The sequence below is a fragment of the Microcoleus sp. T2B6 genome (assembly GCF_036700475.1).
GTDB lineage: Bacteria > Cyanobacteriota > Cyanobacteriia > Cyanobacteriales > Microcoleaceae > Microcoleus.
In genome coordinates this window covers 17,998-34,855 of sequence record NZ_JAUBOZ010000083.1, presented here as the reverse complement: position 1 = coordinate 34,855, position 16,858 = coordinate 17,998, and the positions used below count along the sequence as shown (strand labels likewise).

12 protein-coding genes and 3 pseudogenes are annotated in these 16,858 nt (G+C 45.4%); 9 read left to right on the top strand and 6 right to left on the bottom strand.

Annotated elements, in window-relative coordinates:
- The 6 genes and pseudogenes from QUA00_RS27305 to QUA00_RS27280 all read left to right on the top strand — a co-directional run.
- A partial coding sequence (locus QUA00_RS27305; protein ID WP_333147975.1) for a hypothetical protein occupies positions 1–223 on the top strand: 223 nt, incomplete at its 5' end.
- Positions 224–783: 560 nt separating this feature from the next.
- Positions 784–2,532 carry a CapA family protein gene (locus tag QUA00_RS27300; protein ID WP_333411813.1) on the top strand — a complete coding sequence of 583 codons (1,749 nt, stop codon included), beginning with the start codon at positions 784–786 and terminating at the stop codon, positions 2,530–2,532.
- Between the two features lie 149 nt (positions 2,533–2,681).
- The gene (locus QUA00_RS27295; protein WP_333411812.1) at positions 2,682–2,909 is read left to right on the top strand and encodes a transposase; all 228 of its coding nucleotides are present in this window, start codon (positions 2,682–2,684) and stop codon (positions 2,907–2,909) included.
- An 807-nt stretch (positions 2,910–3,716) separates the two neighbouring features.
- Positions 3,717–3,983, top strand: coding sequence for a hypothetical protein (locus QUA00_RS27290; RefSeq protein WP_333411811.1), 267 nt, complete (start codon positions 3,717–3,719; stop codon positions 3,981–3,983).
- A gap of 13 nt (positions 3,984–3,996) precedes the next feature.
- Positions 3,997–4,353 (top strand): annotated as a pseudogene (locus tag QUA00_RS27285) (hypothetical protein); the annotation flags it as partial.
- A gap of 727 nt (positions 4,354–5,080) precedes the next feature.
- Positions 5,081–5,437: pseudogene (locus QUA00_RS27280) on the top strand (hypothetical protein); the annotation flags it as partial.
- A gap of 605 nt (positions 5,438–6,042) precedes the next feature.
- Here the strand turns inward: QUA00_RS27280 and QUA00_RS27275 are convergent.
- From QUA00_RS27275 to QUA00_RS27255, 5 genes and pseudogenes are all read right to left on the bottom strand, one after another.
- Positions 6,043–7,374: a Rieske 2Fe-2S domain-containing protein gene (locus QUA00_RS27275; RefSeq protein ID WP_333147968.1), complete on the bottom strand. Its 1,332-nt coding sequence runs from the start codon at positions 7,372–7,374 to the stop codon at positions 6,043–6,045.
- 390 nt (positions 7,375–7,764) lie between these two features.
- A pseudogene (locus QUA00_RS27270) lies at positions 7,765–9,034 on the bottom strand (RNA-guided endonuclease InsQ/TnpB family protein).
- A gap of 101 nt (positions 9,035–9,135) precedes the next feature.
- Positions 9,136–10,893 (bottom strand): Rieske (2Fe-2S) protein, encoded by a 1,758-nt coding sequence (locus QUA00_RS27265; protein WP_333411810.1) that lies wholly within the window; start codon positions 10,891–10,893, stop codon positions 9,136–9,138.
- Between the two features lie 131 nt (positions 10,894–11,024).
- Entirely contained in the window at positions 11,025–12,119 is a 1,095-nt protein-coding gene (locus tag QUA00_RS27260) for a PfkB family carbohydrate kinase (RefSeq protein ID WP_333147963.1), read from the bottom strand.
- A gap of 426 nt (positions 12,120–12,545) precedes the next feature.
- The gene (locus tag QUA00_RS27255; RefSeq protein ID WP_333147961.1) at positions 12,546–13,097 is read right to left on the bottom strand and encodes a response regulator; all 552 of its coding nucleotides are present in this window, start codon (positions 13,095–13,097) and stop codon (positions 12,546–12,548) included.
- 198 nt (positions 13,098–13,295) lie between these two features.
- Between QUA00_RS27255 and QUA00_RS27250 the strand changes: the two genes are divergently transcribed.
- Together QUA00_RS27250 and QUA00_RS27245 are read left to right on the top strand one after the other, a co-directional pair.
- Positions 13,296–14,300, top strand: coding sequence for a lipoyl synthase (locus QUA00_RS27250; protein WP_333411809.1), 1,005 nt, complete (start codon positions 13,296–13,298; stop codon positions 14,298–14,300).
- A 1,021-nt stretch (positions 14,301–15,321) separates the two neighbouring features.
- Positions 15,322–15,468, top strand: a complete 147-nt coding sequence (locus tag QUA00_RS27245) for a photosystem I protein PsaX (RefSeq protein WP_333146255.1) — start codon at positions 15,322–15,324, stop codon at positions 15,466–15,468.
- A 238-nt stretch (positions 15,469–15,706) separates the two neighbouring features.
- On the opposite strand, the gene QUA00_RS27240 is transcribed toward QUA00_RS27245, so the two are convergent.
- A complete protein-coding gene (locus QUA00_RS27240; RefSeq protein ID WP_333309371.1) occupies positions 15,707–16,066 on the bottom strand; it encodes a hypothetical protein in 360 nt (119 codons plus the stop codon).
- A gap of 78 nt (positions 16,067–16,144) precedes the next feature.
- Here QUA00_RS27240 and QUA00_RS27235 point away from each other — a divergent pair, with 78 nt between their 5' ends.
- Positions 16,145–16,738, top strand: a complete 594-nt coding sequence (locus QUA00_RS27235) for a DJ-1/PfpI family protein (RefSeq protein WP_333146259.1) — start codon at positions 16,145–16,147, stop codon at positions 16,736–16,738.
- The last annotated feature ends 120 nt before the right edge of the window (positions 16,739–16,858 follow it).

Sequence of the window (16,858 nt, the reverse complement as noted above, 5' to 3'; positions counted from 1 at the left end):
GCACCTGACTTGCATCGCACCAGTTCTTAACCCATGCCACGTCAAGTGCGACCGATATATTCAGCAAGCCCTATTTAGTTTCAAACGAACAACTACATCGGCGGCCGCGACTTTAGCAGCGGCATCCCGAAAGTTGATTGCAGCTAATCTCACCTACGTGCAGTGTGCAGTGCAGGCCCCGCAGCGCAGCATTGCGGGGGCGTTAGCAGACGATTGTGGCTAGCCGTCTATTTCTCACCAATAGCGTGGCTTGACCAAAATTTTAACAAGCTTCCGAGCCTGCGGGTCGATCGTTTTTGTGTGAATTTGGGCGGAAGTGGGACAGGGGCATTGGCACTCGTAACGATAAACTCGGTTTTTTCGTTAATTCTTCGCTGCTAAACCGCCTATTTTCAGTACATTCCAGGACGCACTCTCGACGCTCACAAACCCGTTTTATTTACCCAAAATGCTGTAACAAAGAGAGCGCTGATTTGACGGATGTTAATTTGAAGGGGGCAATTATGCCGGATAGAAGTGTTTGGGCGATCGACTAAGATAACCGTTAGGAAATATTGTAGTCAGCTAGCAAGCGCCAAAAATCATACTATCTTGTAAAAGCAGGGTCGGATTTAGTTAGGATCTGTAGTGAGAGCGAGTAGACCCTTTCACGCAGGCGTCCTCTGCCAACGTTTTGTTTATTTGTACCCACTTACTTAAGTTAAATCAATCGGTATTTAATGCTGTGCCGCCAAATTTGATATAAGATCGAGCTAAATTTCTAGTGTGAGAGTAGAGGCGTTTGTGAGCCAACAAGATATTTTAAATTTAGCAAAAGAAGGCGATGCCAGGGCGATCGCATTTCTGATCGGCCAAGCACTCCAAAGCTTCGGCGTCACGGCTAAAGCCAGCCGGGAAAATGACAGCCTGCACCTGCTGCTGGAAGCAGAACATTTACCCGCAGAAGAAGCCTGTCTCCGAGTCGCAGTCAAAGGGTTGCAGCGGCTGCAACCAAATAACCTTTACTCAGTGACAGTTTACGGGCGGCGCGACGGCGAGCAATTGCCCGCTTGGACTCAGACGGTAGAATTAAAAAAACGCTTGACTTCCGAACCCGTGAGTCCGTTAGTTGCCGTGAATGCCGCAGTAGCTGCCAGTGCAGCAGTAGCCGCTAGTTTACCCGCTTCTCCCATTCCTGTGACTTTGCCCAAGCTAGAAAAACCTCAAAATGTCACCACTGCGCCCACTCAAACACCAGAACAATCTCCGCCCCAACCCCCTAAAATCCCAACTCCAAAACCCCCACATCAAAGGCAGCAAAAGCCATCACCGCAGCCAGAATTAGCAGGCACTAAAACTAAAAAATCTGGGCTGTCAGTCGGTGTTCTGAGTCTAATTCTCGTACCGATATCCGGCCTTGTGCTGGCTTCTCAACTTTACAAATCCTCACCCACCGCTACTAATAACCCTCTAACGTCAAAGCCTGCGGTACAAGAAGTGAGCTCGACACCCGCACCAGCAGCCGCAGCCAAACCCCTTCCCGCTGCAAAATCGCCCTCCCCGGCTGCCAAAAAACCTGCCATTGTGCCCGCCACTGTCAGCATCAAAGCAGTTGGTGACATGATCCCCGGCACAAATTATCCCTACAACAAACTGCCGGCAAAAAAAGAGATGTTATTGGCGTCCGTAAAACCGTACCTCCAAGGAGCTGATATTCTGTTTGGCAATTTTGAAAGCACGATGACCGATTATCCTTACAGTTCCAAAGCAGGCGGCGGACGAATGCTGTTTGCCTTTCGGACGCCTCCGAGTTATGCCAAAATTTTCAAAGATGTTGGTTTTGATATTTTGAGTATTGCCAACAATCACTCTTACGATTTTAACGAGCAGGGATTTAAGGACACGATTAAAAACATCGACAGCAACGGCATGAAGGCTGTTGGCAAAAGAGATCAAATTGTTTATAAAAATGTCAAGGGTGTGAATTTTGCCTTTATCGGTTTCAGCAACTACGGCGACGTTCACAATTCCTTGCTGGAACTGAAAGCGGGAGCAGAAGTTGTCAAAAAAGCTAAGGAAAAGGCTGATATTGTAGTGATATCAGTTCATGCTGGAGCTGAAGGAACGGGAGCTATCAATGTGAGAAATAAAACTGAGTTCTTTTACGGAGAAAACCGGGGAAATATGGTTTTGTTTTCGCGGACGATGATTGATGCGGGAGCAGATTTGATTTTGGGACATGGCCCGCACGTTCCCAGAGCGATGGAACTTTATAAAGGGAAATTGATTGCTTATTCCCTGGGCAATTTTTTGGGTTATCGCACTTTGTCCACAGCCGGAGCACTCGGTAAATCTCTAATTTTGGATGTGAAAATGACTCCGCAAGGGGATTTTGTTTCTGGTAAGATTATCCCCATCCAACTTGACGGGCGAGGTGTGCCGACTGTTGATAACAATTTTAGGACTGTGGGGTTGATTGACCGTTTGACCAAGAGCGATTTTCCCAAGACAGATTTGAAAATTGATGACAAGGGGATAATTTCCAAGAAATGATCGGGGCAATTATTTACTGAAGAAGTGCCTTATGACTCAATACGGTTCAGTTAGGGCTTTCAGACGAATTTCATTTCACGCATTTATCAGAGTTCCAGACTTGTGAAAGGAAATCAGATTATTCTTATCTGAACCGTATTGAGACCAAGATGAGCGTCAAAATAGCTCATACAGAGTTCAAGGATTGGCTGAATTATGTGCAAATATTTTTCCAAGAATCAACTTCGACAATTGTTAATTATTTTGAAGGGATTTGTAATTACTTTCTTAATCGCACAACAAGTAGAGTGATATCAGGAATAAATAATCGAATTAAGTTAATTATGCGACAAGGATATGGCTTTTCAAATTTTGATAATTTTCGAGAAGCGTATTAGCTTGCTTTTCTAATTACTGTAGTTTAGACTAACTAAAGATGAGAACGGTGGCCAAAGAAGAACTAGAGCCACCGTTAAGGAGAGAATGAGGGTGAAAAAGAAAACCTATCCACTCCCTCAATGAACAGTGAACGATTAAAGGACTTTCGTCAAGCAGCATACGAGTTATTGGTACGAGCCAAGGATGCGACATTCGAGCTGATGGATGCAGTGATGACCACCAGAAATGCGTCATGCTTAGCAGAATTTTCACTCAGCCCGCTATTCAATCGTCAATGGCCAAGTATTTACGAAGCATTGCAAGACTGTAGGCCAGATCGGAAAAAACTGATGATGCTGTACCCTTGAGCAATTAGAACAGCAAGTACCCGTAGCAGAACATATGTTAGTGGCAATTGACCACACTGCATGGGGGAGACCAGATGCTAAAACATTAAAAGACTGTAGTTTAGACTAACTAAAGATGAGAACGGTGGCCAAAGAAGAACTAGAGCCACCGTTAAGGAGAGAATGAGGGTGAAAAAGAAAACCTATCCACTCCCTCAATGAACAGTGAACGATTAAAGGACTTTCGTCAAGCAGCATACGAGTTATTGGTACGAGCCAAGGATGCGACATTCGAGCTGATGGATGCAGTGATGACCACCAGAAATGCGTCATGCTTAGCAGAATTTTCACTCAGCCCGCTATTCAATCGTCAATGGCCAAGTATTTACGAAGCATTGCAAGACTGTAGGCCAGATCGGAAAAAACTGATGATGCTGTACCCTTGAGCAATTAGAACAGCAAGTACCCGTAGCAGAACATATGTTAGTGGCAATTGACCACACTGCATGGGGGAGACCAGATGCTAAAACATTAAAAGATAGAACCCATGAATATCAGGAAGGCGTAATTGTTGGACAGGGGTACAGTACAATTGCGTGGATACCCGAAGCAGAAGGAAGTTGGGCATTACCCCTACTACATGAACGAATTAGTAGTTGGTCTTCACCTATACTTCAAGCAGCTTCCCAACTCAAACTTGTCTGTGAACAGAGCATCAATCCAGTCTTAGCAGTCTTAGACGCCTGAATATGGCAATGCAAATTGGGTATTAGCGCAAGCAGACATTCAAGCTGATTGCTTAATGAGAGTCCGAAAGAATTCCTGTTTGTGGTCAGCACCACCAGCCTATAGTGGTCGCGGTAGACCACGTAAGCACGGGCAGAAAATGAGACTCAATGACCCAAGCACATGGCTCATCGCGGATAATGTGATTGAAATTGACGAACATTCACAGTTGGGACAAGTCCGAGTCAGTCAATGGCTTGACTTGCATTTTTATCGTGCCGCTGAACACAGAGTCAATTTAATCCTCGCCCTTAAGAATGAAGCCCATGTCAAACGGTCAGCCGTTTCCACCCTTATGGTTGGCTTGGGTGGGAGAACGAACTCTCCCTAAGCGAAACAGTCTGGTTTAAGTATTTACGACGCTTTGGAGTGGATCATTGGTATAAATTTGTCAAGCAACGACTACACTGGACATTGCCTAACCTAAGAACTCCTGAACAATCGGAGCGTTGGAGTGATTTAATGCCGCCCCGGAGTTGGCAACTCTGGTTGGCCAGAGATTTAGTGATCGAGAATAGACTGACGAGAGCAATCTGCTACTATCAATTTAACCCCTGGACCTGTTGCCCAATCAATGTTTTCGCTTTTAGTTGACATTGGTACTCCCGCAAAAATGCCTAAACATAGGGGAAAATCCCCCGGTTGGGAAAAAGGAAGGGTACGGACGGTAGCACCGCGATATCCCACTGTGAAAAAACGGGTTTCCCGACGTAAAAAGTCTTCAAGATTAGTTATTTAATCTTCTCCCTCTTGAGTTTTTGAGTAACAGCTTGCCGGATATTCAAAGGTAGCCACTTTTGGCTGCAATCATTTTTTAGTCTAAACTACAGTAAAAGATAGAACCCATGAATATCAGGAAGGCGTAATTGTTGGACAGGGGTACAGTACAATTGCGTGGATACCCGAAGCAGAAGGAAGTTGGGCATTACCCCTACTACATGAACGAATTAGTAGTTGGTCTTCACCTATACTTCAAGCAGCTTCCCAACTCAAACTTGTCTGTGAACAGAGCATCAATCCAGTCTTAGCAGTCTTAGACGCCTGAATATGGCAATGCAAATTGGGTATTAGCGCAAGCAGACATTCAAGCTGATTGCTTAATGAGAGTCCGAAAGAATTCCTGTTTGTGGTCAGCACCACCAGCCTATAGTGGTCGCGGTAGACCACGTAAGCACGGGCAGAAAATGAGACTCAATGACCCAAGCACATGGCTCATCGCGGATAATGTGATTGAAATTGACGAACATTCACAGTTGGGACAAGTCCGAGTCAGTCAATGGCTTGACTTGCATTTTTATCGTGCCGCTGAACACAGAGTCAATTTAATCCTCGCCCTTAAGAATGAAGCCCATGTCAAACGGTCAGCCGTTTCCACCCTTATGGTTGGCTTGGGTGGGAGAACGAACTCTCCCTAAGCGAAACAGTCTGGTTTAAGTATTTACGACGCTTTGGAGTGGATCATTGGTATAAATTTGTCAAGCAACGACTACACTGGACATTGCCTAACCTAAGAACTCCTGAACAATCGGAGCGTTGGAGTGATTTAATGCCGCCCCGGAGTTGGCAACTCTGGTTGGCCAGAGATTTAGTGATCGAGAATAGACTGACGAGAGCAATCTGCTACTATCAATTTAACCCCTGGACCTGTTGCCCAATCAATGTTTTCGCTTTTAGTTGACATTGGTACTCCCGCAAAAATGCCTAAACATAGGGGAAAATCCCCCGGTTGGGAAAAAGGAAGGGTACGGACGGTAGCACCGCGATATCCCACTGTGAAAAAACGGGTTTCCCGACGTAAAAAGTCTTCAAGATTAGTTATTTAATCTTCTCCCTCTTGAGTTTTTGAGTAACAGCTTGCCGGATATTCAAAGGTAGCCACTTTTGGCTGCAATCATTTTTTAGTCTAAACTACAGTAATTAGATAAAAATATCACCGCAAGTTCAGGAGAACCCGCTAATCTAGTGATAACTTTATCTAACAAAATAAGCAAGCTAATACTTTTTCCAAGCATGAACGCCTCTATCTGTCCGCATGGATGTAGTCCACAAAGTAAAATCTCGGACGAAGCCAGAATATCAGCCAAGCGTAAGCTCCTAAACCTAATAGTGCTGTCACAATTAAGGGTAAACCCAGAGTCAGTTGCAATCTATCGGGAAGGAGAGCAACAGCGCAAACAGTAATAGCAAAGTAGATTAAAAGCACTGCTTGCAAGCGTTGCACAATCAAAAGTGCTTCTCGACAGCTACGACAATGTTGGGTGTGTTGTTTGTAGCGATCGAGGATTGGTTCGCGATCGCTATTGATATTCCGTGTTGGTGGAACATTGATTCCAACTTCGCTCCAAGGTAGTTGTCCGTGACAATAGCGATCAAACCAATTCCTAAACTCTATTACTAAACGGTCTGCACTTGTAGGTAGCTTATAGGCAGTTTTCCAGCTTTGGGTAGATTGTGTTTGTTGGAGAAAATATTCTTGCTGCTGTAGAAGAACCATATCTCCATCAAGAACCAGATTGCGATTGCTGATGTGATCCCACCAACGGGGTGTGAGATGATGGAGTGTTTTGCCAAAGTTACGGGTAAAAGAAGCGACAATTCTGGACTTACCGGGAGATACAGGTATACAGTAGGTGATAAGTCCAAACTGTTTGCTGCCATCGTTAAAACTGAACGCATACTCCAAGCGACAAGGTGGTTCAAAAGTGATTGTTCTTTGTACATCTGTTCCTATAGTCGCTTCAATCAAATTGGGTGTTGATTGCACAATTTTTATCGGGAGCGGTCTTGCTTGTTTGCGATCGCCCTGCACGCCGTGATGAGAAAAAGGAACATGACTCGGATCTGCCACATTTTCCACAAGAGTTTGCCAGTCATATTCTAAATCTCGTACAAAAGAAGACCAAACAAAGCCTTTAGTTGCATCTATTTGCGGTGATAAAGGTAAGGGTGTATTTGCAGCTTGTTCGCTTGATTTTGCATCTGGCCAAATCCAGAGTAAATCCTGTTGCTGACGAACTGGTAGTGCTACAGCACACAGATTTTCTTTATTCTTGCTTACAAGTTCTGGATTTTCCGCTTGGGGAATATGAGTACAAATTCCTTGCCGATCGAATTGCCAACCATGATAGCTACACATTAAATTCCCTGTTTCGTCATCAATGCGACCCTCACTTAGGGGAGCAAGCCGATGCGGACATCGATCTAAAAACACTTGGAAAGTTTCAGATGATTTTGGTTTCCAGATGACTAAACGCAGTCCCAGAAGTGTCACAGATGTTGGTTGCTTGGGATCTAAATCTTCGACTGGCGAAAGAGGATACCAATGCTGAAAAAAATTGAATTCGGGTTTCATTTTATCTCCTGAAGGCAGAGGACAGGAGGCAGGAGAAATGCTTCCGTCCTCTGCCCACGACTAAAAGCAGTAAGGGTTTAAAACCCCTTCCAAATCTGGAGATTTGGGAGCACTCGTTTAGACGGGGTTGGAATCCCTGTCTAAACGAAACATAAGAGCCTCCTTATTTTAATCCCAGACGCCACGAACTGTATAGCGGCTTGCACTTTATTTACGCGTGGGATCCCACACCCTACATCCCACACCCAGTGAATCAACCTGATGGGAATGTAGGGTTCTGCTCAATGAGTTTTCTTGTGGAGTGGGCAGGAGATCCCGCCCAAAAAAGGATTATTGATATTGGTGCAAGATGTGAGTTATGACGAGAAGCTATAGCTGGTAAAAGTATAGTCATTTATAGACATGGGAGGCTTCAAGTCCCTCCCCCTTCACTTTCACTTTGAGCGGATTAACCCGCATTGGCCCAACTACGCAGCTCCCTATCCCATCGCTGAAGGCATTTGGGATTGCTTTTCTGAGGATGTTGTACGAAGCGTTGATATCAGAATTAATTAACTGACCAGTCGATGTTTTGTACAAACCTCGCTTGATACGCTTACCAGTGAACACAGGCTCTTTATCAGTTTTTCCGTAAACAGGAATTGGGTCTAGACCCAGAAAGTTGGCCCGTGAACTATAGGATTCTTCCTGCACAATTACCTTGATTCCCGCCAGCAGAGCTTTGTATTCCAACATCTCAATTAATCGAGAGTGAGGAATGTTGACAAAGTTTTGATTGGTTTGTTTACCTAAGTTAATTTCGGTTTTCCACTGTGCATTTTTCCCAACCACCAATGTCCCAATTTGCTTCGCTACCAAATGGTCAACAATCACACGACTAGCATGATGCAAGTAATTATCAACTTTTTGATGGCGACAACGAGTTAAGCGCGCTCATCCGGGGTGAAGTTTTGCGGTTCTCTTTTAACTGGGATTGCAATCGTGAAGAGCGCTTGTTGTAAAACTGGTTAATCGATTTTAATGGTCGCCCGTTAATCAACAAAGGGGTAAAACCCGGTTGATTTGAAGTTAACGCCACTAAATTATCCAGTCCTAAATCAATACTAGCTACAAAATTAGCGTTGCCCAGGGTGGACTCCGGTTCATCATAAATTACCTCAATTACATAGGAATCACATTTCGGAACCAGTCTAACTTGACAAATCTGGTTGGGATTGAGTTGGGTTTTAATTGGAATTTCAGTGCCGGAAAGTTTAATGATTCCTTTCTTCAACTGTTTGCTGCTAATTGCTTGAATCGTGTAGATGAGAAGGTTTCGCCCTTTAGTCTTATCTTTGTACTTTGGCAATTTTGGGCTACCCGTGAATCTTGAAGAGTCAGCTTTGTAAGCTTTAACTGCTTCAAAAAACGATTTCCAATTCTTGTCTAGCACCATCAAGATTTGCTGACTTACTTTAGCAGGCAAAGCCTTATATGCTTCGTGAGACTTCATCAATCGGTTCATTTCGTTATAACTGACATAACCCCATCCATAAATAAAGCTCTGACGAATGACGTAATTGGCGGCATTGTAGAGGTTTTTGGACTTGAAAGCTAGTTCGTCTATTTGGGCGAAACGGTGTGACGTTGATTTAATGATGTGCCTCTGTGTTAGTTGCATTTGAGACTTGCGTTTTTTGGGCGATGCGTATTCGCTTGTTCAACACTCACAACAATAGAATACCATTATTGTTTATAATTGCTTATAAACTCAATGAAGTTTTACAATACTTCCGGTGACTCCTCAAATAAGCGATCGCCCCGGTGCAATCGATCGGCCATTTGATAAGTTTGTGCTTGCGATCGCACTGTCGGGGCATGGGCGGCTAAATACCTTGCCGCCGCTACTAATACCACAATGCGATCGCCCGCATTCTCTAATAAAGCATACTGGCGAAATGCCACTTCTACCTGCTGAATAACGTGGAAATCCCGATTTTCCCGCAGCATCAGTTTTCCTAAAACTGCCATCAACCGTTCCGATTTGCCACCGCTATATAAGTATTTGGCAACTAATTTACCGACTTGATTCACCTGTTGCTGTCTGTCCAACAAGTCTGGCAGTTGTTTGAGCAATTCCTCTGGATTCTCAACTACATCTGTTGGTTCGGGAAGTCGCGCAGGCGGTACATTTAAGAAACGGTTGAGATATACGCCGATCGCTGCATCGAAAACTCCCCGCAGCAACTCTACTGAAGGCGATCGTCGCAATCCTTGATGCACCGCATTCGCAAAGGTAAAGGGATGGTGCGCTGAATTCCAGTCGCTGTGGTCGTTATTCGTATTAAACCGGGCTACGCGGAGGGCAGCAGCATAAGTGACTGCACTGGCTAATTCGTCTTCGCTACAACCTTCTTTCAAGGCAGTTAAAAGTGCATCGACGATCGCCAATACATCTTCGCCCAACAACATCGGAATTAACTGTTCTCTTCCCAACCAATTGCCCCGGTGCGATCGGCCCATTTCTAAAGCTGCAGGCAACTGCGCCATTGCTGACTCTAAAATTGCCACCACATCCACAGGGTAGCGCCAAGAACTCGACTCTTCCATGCGCGCCGCATTCGCCAAACCAGCCACCAAACTCGCGAAAACAGTTTCTGCCCCTTCCCAATTCACTGCATCCAGGGCTTCTAACGCCTTGTTAATAAAGTCGAGGCTGTGACCGACATCAATGTAGCGGTGGTCAGTAGCGGCAGCAAACAGCATATCAGCAATTTGTTCTCGTTCAAGAGGCGCGCGTACTGCTGTCAACAAACATCGTTCCGCCGCTTCACTGTCTCTGATTTCAATAAATTGCCGGAACCAGCTTTTGAGTGTCTCTGCATCAACCTCAGAATTAGGCAAGGGGTGAACCGCAAAGTGAGGAGGTGCGCCTGCACTATCGCGGGCCACTGCCGAAAGTCCCTGATAGAGGGCGGGGGCTCGGTCTTCTGGATCTAGATAAGGCAGTATATTCATCAAGCAGGTGTGGATCGATAAACCCGTATCCCATCCCGATTTGTTGTAGCGGGTGCCAAATTCTAATCCGATTTGGAAAGGTTCGCTGGCAGTTGCCCCCTGATCTAGCAAGGCAATCACTGACTTGGCGATGACTAGAGAAATTCCTTGTTCTAACCCATCTTGAAGTCGCTGGCGCTGGTGGGCGTAAGGGTCAAGCTGTTGTGCTAAATTTACCCAAACTTCCCCGTCGCGAATTTCCGCTGGGAACGATCGCACGTCGTCGGCCCAAGAGTCAAAAGTACCGCCGCTGGCGACATCAAAGCGGGCGTAGTGCCAAGGACAGGTGACTATGCCATCTTTGCAAGTGCTGCCGTTGAGGGGAAAACCCATGTGGGGACAGCGGTTGTCGATCGCGTATACCCGATCGTTTGAGTAAAAAAGGGCGATCGTGTGTTTTTCCAAATTCACTAACAAACTGCCCTTTGTCTCGACTTCTGCAAGTTTCGCAGCGCGAACGTAATAGCCTGAAGTCTCAGCCATAAGTTTTTAAACTAATTTATATATAAACTAGATTAACTCAATGCCAGGGTATTTGCCTGAAGTAAAACAGGATTAAAAACTCAAGTGCTGATAGATGCTCGATCGATCGCCAGCAGGTTTATGTTTTGGCTTTATTCCAGATTCAGGAGCGATAGCAAAGCTTCTTTCATCTCCTCTACCGTTGTTGTCGCCGTACCGAATTGACGCACGACAATACTAGCCGCCAAATTGCCCAAAACTGCCGCTTCCCAACCCGATGCACCGACGCACAAAGCTAAAGTCATTGCTGCTACAACTGTATCTCCAGCACCGGTTACGTCGAATACATCAGTCTTGTTAAAAGGGGGAATGTCCCAACTTTGAATGGCAAATTCCCCCTTTTCACAATTCGATGTTGGAGAAGGTGAATTTTTGATTTCTTGGCCGTTGGCCCTTTCAAACAAAGTCATCCCTTCTTCGCCGCGAGTAATCAGGATTTTTTGAGCTTGAGTTAAGTTCAATAAATCGCGTCCTGCTTGCATTAAAGTGTGAGGGTTTTTGATAGCATATCCGACGGCTTGCTCGGCTTCTGGCAAGTTCGGAGTAAACAGCATTGCTCCAGAATATCGCTGCAAATTTATTTGAGCGTCTACAATTGTTTTGCCGGGAACCACTGCCGATTCGATCGCCAAATTTGTCAATACTCCGTCGCCGTAGTCGGAACAAACCACGGCATCTACTGTTGGTATTTGCTGCCGGATGTAGTCTGCCAATTGCAACTGCAAATCTAAATCCGGCAACTCGTCCGATTTGCGATCGACTCGGACAATTTGCTGAGTCACCGACTGCCGCGCGTGCCCGGAAATTCGAGTTTTGGTGACTGTTGGACGCTGCGAATCGATTAAAATCCCACCCGTATCAATTCCCGCCGCCTCAAAAATACCGCACAAAGCCTTTCCCTGGTCGTCTTTTCCCACCAAACCAGCAACTTTTACTTTGCCTCCCAGTTTGGCTAAATTATAGACAGCATTTGCGCCACCTCCGGGTACTTGCTGAGTATTTTCGTAGCGCAAAATCAACACAGGTGCTTCGCGGGAAATTCGCTCTACTTGTCCGGTAAGAAACTCGTCCAAGGTCAAATCTCCGATCGCTAATACCTGCGCTCGATCGAAGCAGTCTAATCTTTTCAATAATTGCTCTGTTGAGGCACGCAGTTGAGGCAAAAAATCGGAATAGTCGTTAGTCATTAACCAAAAAAATGAGACTGAGGAGTTGATAATTGAGTGTGGAACGAGCGGGAATTAAAAAGGGAGCATCTCAATGAAAGCAGCCCAGCTAGAAATTGGAGTTGTGAGGCAGGAGGCAGGAGTTTTGAGGCAGGAGCAAAGAGGAAGAAGAAAGGAGCCAGAAGAAGTGTTTTTACACATATGAGATGCTCCCATTAAAAATCCTAATATAAATTAATAATTAATTTCCTCCCTTGTTTTATTTTTAACTTTTAATTGATTTTCTCACTGGGATTTTGAGAAACCAGTTGTCGGCTATTGGCGATCGCACTTGCTCAAACAATTTGGCAAAAAAATGCCGATAAAATCGCAGCCCTTGAGACTCAACTGAAAGTTTCACGGTGTGGAAGTTTCCTTCTACATAAGTGCCTTCAAAAAACAGCAGAATTATTTCAATTTCTGCTTGATGATTGTAATCACCTGAGTCATTTGTTTTTTGAGTGCATCAATTTCCGCTTGCATTTTCGCCATTTTCACAGTCATCGCCTCAATTTCGGCGGCGCCCCCTCCCGAAGTGGGTGCAGCGGCGGCGGCTGGGGCTTCCGGCACTGGTTTCTTTTTGGCCAGTACCATCGCCGATTTGATCGCCTCGGTTAGCTGCTTCTTCTCAAACGGTTTGGCGATAAATGCAAAAAAATGCTTCTCAAAGGGTTTCGGAATTTTTTCCATCACCTCTTCTTCGCGGCCCGACATGATCACCAAAGGTATCTTAGAAAGCTCAGGATGGGCTTGCACTTTTTGATACACTTCCCAACCGCTGACTTTGGGCAGTAGGAAATCTAACATAATTAGATTTGGACGGGCTTGACGGATCAGTTTGAGTCCCTCTTCGCCGTCTTTTGCTTCTAGAACTTCAAAGTTACCCTGCGGCAACATCTCTCGGACTCGGACGCGGATGACTTTACTGTCATCGATTACCAAGATTTTTTGACCAGCCACGACTGACTCCTTCAGTAATGAATGAGTGATGATTTGCAACCTTCAGTATATCCCTAACAGAATTCTACCCATAATTCTGGGCGAGTTTAGTTTTGTTGCACCTCGGCGCGATCCTGATTTCGGGTGGTACTGCTACAAGTTCAGGGGCTTTGATTTCGGATACGATCGAAGGAATTAACTCAATCGCCACTTAATTTTATGTCCCCCCAAACTCCTAAAACTCCTACTGTCAAAGCAGTTGCCGCCCAAATGCGGGGTGAAATCGAGGCGATGCCGGAGTGGTTGCGTAGGCCCGTTGGCAAAGCTAGCGAACTTTCCCAAGTGCAAAAAATTATCAAACAGCGGCAAATTCACACGATTTGTGAGGAGGGGAGATGTCCCAACCGGGGCGAGTGCTACGCGCAAAAAACGGCGACTTTTTTGTTGATGGGGCCGACTTGCACCCGCGCTTGTGCTTTTTGTCAAGTAGATAAAGGTCATTCTCCGATGCCGCTAGACCCGGAGGAACCGCAAAAGGTGGCGGAGGCTGTGCAGTTGTTGGGTTTGCGCTATGCGGTGCTGACTTCGGTGGCGAGGGATGATTTGCCGGATGGGGGTGCGGGTTGGTTTGCCAGGACGATCGCCCAAATCCGCATCCTTAACCCGCATACTGAAGTTGAGGTACTGACGCCGGATTTTTGGGGGGGAACAGGTAGGGGCGGTGCCCCCGTGCCCGCCCTCCCCGTGCCCGCCCTCCCCGTGCCCGCCCCCGACGGGGAGAATTCCGGCCTTGATGAGTTGCAGCGACAGCGAATTCGCACGGTGGTGGAGGCTAAACCCGCTTGTTACAACCACAATATTGAGACGGTGCGTCGGTTGCAAGGGCCGGTGCGGAGGGGGGCGAAGTACGATCGCTCGATCGACGTTCTACGTATTGTGAAGCAATATGACCCAACTATTCCCACCAAATCCGGTTTGATGTTGGGGCACGGGGAAACCGAAGCCGAGATAGTCGAAGCGATGACAGATTTGCGGGATGCCAAGTGCGATCGGCTCACCCTCGGTCAATACATGAGACCATCTCTAGAGCACCTCCCAGTGCGTAAATACTGGACGCCGGCCGAATTTGACCGTTTCGGGTCGATCGCGCGGGAGATGGGGTTTGAGCGCGTGCGATCGGGGCCTCTAGTCCGAAGTTCCTACCACGCCGGAGAGAGCGATTGAAACTAATTTGAATTCAACTCGGTATAAACTTGTTACCAAGAAATTGGGTATAAAGCCCCGTCCTTCTAGGACGGCTTTAATTAATTATCAACTTTTGTTAATTGTTTTCTTGAACTTTCTTGCATTGTGTTCATTGTAGAGTACAATAACTAGACTACAGGTAGAATAACCGCCGATACACATGAGACACCACGCTCAAACGACGGGTCGGAAAACAATAATGGTTAGTGGGTAGCGAAAACCACGAAAAACATAGCTGGGCTAACTAATGTAAGCCAAAATCAGAGACTAAACTTTTTATTTCTAAAATGTACTGTCTAAAATGTACTGTGGGGCACACAGAAACAAGAGAAGCATTCTCGAAAGCTTGGGGAGACAAACCCTCGCGAGGCTATCTAAATTAAGCTCGATATTTGGTTCTTTTGAACGGATACCTGGTTTAAACACTGCCGCAAGGATAGATAGTTTTAAGGTATGTCGCAGAACCAAGAATCCCCTCGCCTTCAGGCAGGGGAGCAATTGCTAGGATGATACTTTCCTAGACTTTTAGATAATACTCATGACAATTGGTGTAGACTGAAGTAGCCTGCATAAAACCATCAGTAATGATGACTTGGACTTTCTCTCACTTCTCTCAAGCTGTCGCTTGAGAGCATCTCTGTAATCCTTGCGGTTCGAGGTTGGTCAAAACCAGTGAAGAATACACCTCCAAAATTTGTGCAAAATACGGTGAGAGCCATAAAAGTTAGGTGGCTCTAAAATTTTTCAAGCCCCCAACTGTGGTTAGAAAACACCCAGTTTGAGTAGCGCTTTAGGGATTTTCCTTAAAGCTTTGTGGGATACCACCATACTCTCAGACGTATCTGATGAGTGTGCTATATTCAGATTTTCGCCGATTGTCGGGGATTGTCTGAATTAAAAGTATCAGTGTCAAAAAAAATAACTCTAGAGGATTGTGCATAAGTGCGACGCTCTCTGCTATTTGTAAAGAGAGTGACATTATCAATTAGGAGCTTTACCTATGCCAGAGATAGCGAAGAACCAATTAAAATCCGACTCCGTGATGAAAACGGGCAAATTCCCTTACACATTTCGCGCAGGCTGGTTTCTGTTGTTGTTAGCCATCAATTTTGTGGTTGCAGCCTTTTATTTCCATATCATTGAATAGTTCTGCAAGTTAACTTTTAGCAGACCCTGCTGTTCTCGACCTCAACGTCGGAGAATAGGAGAGAAGGAGAGGGGGAGAGGCAGAGAGTTTTGAGTTGGCGAGAATATGACTTCATTCTTCTAACTAATGACTACTGACTTCTTCCCTCTTCCCTCTTCCTTCTGACTCCCGACTTTTGCTCAATAATTCATCCGTGTATCCGTGTCAAAATCCGTGTCGTGCCTTCCTTCTTCCTTCTCTACCGATTTCTCGACGCTTCTAGCTTTGACAATCGCTCTTGAATTTTAATAACATCTTGCTTAGTTTCAATTGCCAAAGTTGCTAAATTGTCAAACATCGGGTCTCCCGACAGCGTTCGAGGATTTGTCCGACCAGAACCGGAAGGAGACTGAGGCCTGTTAACTCTAGAACCTTGGTTCTGCAAGCTGTAGATTTGTCCCCTGAGTTCAGAAATTTGCCTTTCTAATTGAGTAATGCGAAACTCTAATTGAGTTGTGGATTGAGCGGGCGTGACAATTGGCGCAACAGCAATTGCTAAGGCGCAAGCCAGACATAAAAGACAGAATGTTAGGGCGCGATGGCGAATCTTTTTCGGCATAGCTTTAATAATTTAAATTATACCAGTTCTACGATAACAAATCGCCGAGATTTTTTGCCTCTATCAGAAGTAGGTCTTATGGCAACTAGGAACGTAGCTATTTTAATGTTCGATGATGTCGAGGTACTGGACTTTGCCGGGCCTTTTGAAGTGTTTTCGGTGACATCAGAATTAAGTAAGGGCGAGCGACCTTTTGCAGTCTCTACCGTAGCCGAACATTCCGGTGCTGTCAACGCCCGTAATGGTTTGAGTGTAAATCCCCACTGCACGATTTCCGATTGTCCGCCACCGGATATTTTAATTGTACCGGGAGGACAAGGTACAAGAAAGTTAATCGATAATTCAGCAGTTATTAACTGGATAAAAGATTGTTCGCAAACAGCAGAATTAGTGCTTTCTGTCTGTACGGGTTCGCTGCTTTTGGCAAAAGCTGGTTTGTTGGAAGGTTTGGAAGCAACTACCCACCATCAGGCATTGGATTTATTGAAAAAATTAGCGCCCAACACAACTATTATCGAAAATCAGCGATTTGTAGATAATGGCAAAATCATCACTTCTGGGGGAATTGCTGCGGGAATTGATATGTCTTTGCACGTTGTCGGCAAACTTTTGGGTAGAGCACAAGCTGAACAAACAGCAGAGCACATGGAATATAAAATTGGGAATTGGTAATGGTGAATCTAGTTAATTGCACATTTTATTTGTACGGACACGGCATGAACCCTTAGTGTCTATTTAAGTTTCAAATCCTTTGTATCTCTCGTTTATAGCCGAAATTAGATCCCCCTAAAT

Coding starts and splice junctions, on each gene's coding strand:
- QUA00_RS27290 (WP_333411811.1), top strand. CDS start 3,717: ATGTTAGTGGCAATTGACCACACTGCATGGGGGAGACCAGATGCTAAA.
- QUA00_RS27295 (WP_333411812.1), top strand. CDS start 2,682: ATGAGCGTCAAAATAGCTCATACAGAGTTCAAGGATTGGCTGAATTAT.
- QUA00_RS27265 (WP_333411810.1), bottom strand. CDS start 10,893: ATGGCTGAGACTTCAGGCTATTACGTTCGCGCTGCGAAACTTGCAGAA.
- QUA00_RS27260 (WP_333147963.1), bottom strand. CDS start 12,119: ATGACTAACGACTATTCCGATTTTTTGCCTCAACTGCGTGCCTCAACA.
- QUA00_RS27275 (WP_333147968.1), bottom strand. CDS start 7,374: ATGAAACCCGAATTCAATTTTTTTCAGCATTGGTATCCTCTTTCGCCA.
- QUA00_RS27250 (WP_333411809.1), top strand. CDS start 13,296: ATGTCCCCCCAAACTCCTAAAACTCCTACTGTCAAAGCAGTTGCCGCC.
- QUA00_RS27240 (WP_333309371.1), bottom strand. CDS start 16,066: ATGCCGAAAAAGATTCGCCATCGCGCCCTAACATTCTGTCTTTTATGT.
- QUA00_RS27245 (WP_333146255.1), top strand. CDS start 15,322: ATGCCAGAGATAGCGAAGAACCAATTAAAATCCGACTCCGTGATGAAA.
- QUA00_RS27235 (WP_333146259.1), top strand. CDS start 16,145: ATGGCAACTAGGAACGTAGCTATTTTAATGTTCGATGATGTCGAGGTA.